A 1,291-nucleotide genomic window follows, 5' to 3' on the forward strand; every position below is an offset into this window, starting at 1 on the left:
TGGTCAAAGGCAAGGGCGTGTTGTTTCCGAAAGCTTCTGTTGAAGCCCTTAGACAGTAATATATCTGGCTTTTTTGGTCAGTACAGGGGACTCAAAGAGCGCTCAGTACAGGTATATGACATCGAGAGAATGTATTTATCCGTCCAAGAGTAATGGTGTAATATGCGTCGAAGAGCCCTCCTCTCGCTACTCGGGACCGTCAGTATTGGTAGCTTGGCAGGCTGTTTAGCTGACTTCTCGACGATGACCACGCCTGAAGTTGTATCGAGCAGTATTGAGGCCCGAAATCGGAGCTGTAGTGATACCCCGAATGAATTGGCAACGATAGCAAGTAATTCAGATGACGGGACACGAATAGAGGTCAAGGGTAGCATTGCAGTCCCGCGGATCGCTGATAGATTATACATACAAACTCAGAATGGCGTCGGAGAAAGCGATCGAGAAAACGCAGATATGATGGTCCACATCGATTTTGGCCCTTCCGATTCGCACGAGAACACAGATGTTCCTGAGTGCGAGGGGCAAATAGCGTACAACGCGGAAGTCGAGTTTACACACCCTCCGAAGGACGTAATTGTTCGACACACCGTTGAGGGGGAGGGAAGCTATACGCTGAAAACGATGACCACTCAAACTATTACTCAATAAGCAGTCTTCAGCGACCAGTTGTTTCAGACGAGAATGTATTTGAAGAAGAGACTTCAACAGGGCTCATTACGGAACGGTACGGTAGGTCCGCCCTCGCGTGTTGCCTTCTGCTTCGATGAGATTGTAGTGTTCAAGCTTCGATAAGTAGTTCCGGACCATGCGTTGCGTCTTCGGATCACCCATCGATTACAATACTCCTCGTACAATTCATTCGGTGAAATTTCGCCGTACTCAGTGATCGTCTCGTATAGGACTTCCTGGTGGGTAGTGAGACGATCAACGGTTTTCTGCTTGATTTCCGATTTCGCTTCCGGAGTGACTTTCCGAATAACGTCCTCAGAGATTTCATTCATCTGTTGAGCGTTGGCGGTGCGAGCAGCTTGCCGAAGGATTCCAATTGCTACGCGAGCATCACCAGCCGCGTTATTCGCAATTGAATCGAGTTCCTTCGTGTCTATAACATCGGGATTGAGCCCCCACCGGACACGATCTTGAAGGATAGCGACCAATTCGTCGTGGTGGTATTGTCTGAAATGGATGCGAGTGGCGTTGGCGAGGCGACTGTTGATTCGGTCATCAACATCTGCAAAGACTCCCTGTTCATTGTTTGCGATGAGGATCATTGTGAGGCCGCGAATCCGGT

1 protein-coding gene and 1 pseudogene are annotated in these 1,291 nt (G+C 49.1%); one reads left to right on the top strand and one right to left on the bottom strand.

All coding sequences use genetic code 11. The annotated features are described in order from the left end of the window. Positions 1-162 precede the first annotated feature (162 nt). Complete coding sequence (locus DVK07_RS19245) at positions 163-648, top strand: hypothetical protein (protein ID WP_121598488.1); 486 nt, start codon at positions 163-165, stop codon at positions 646-648. Positions 649-701: 53 nt separating this feature from the next. On the opposite strand, the pseudogene DVK07_RS22425 reads toward DVK07_RS19245, so the two are convergent. Further along, positions 702-1,291, bottom strand: a pseudogene (locus tag DVK07_RS22425) (hypothetical protein); the annotation flags it as partial.

The organism is Halorubrum sp. Atlit-26R, from assembly GCF_003666015.1.
Taxonomy (GTDB): Archaea; Halobacteriota; Halobacteria; order Halobacteriales; family Haloferacaceae; genus Halorubrum.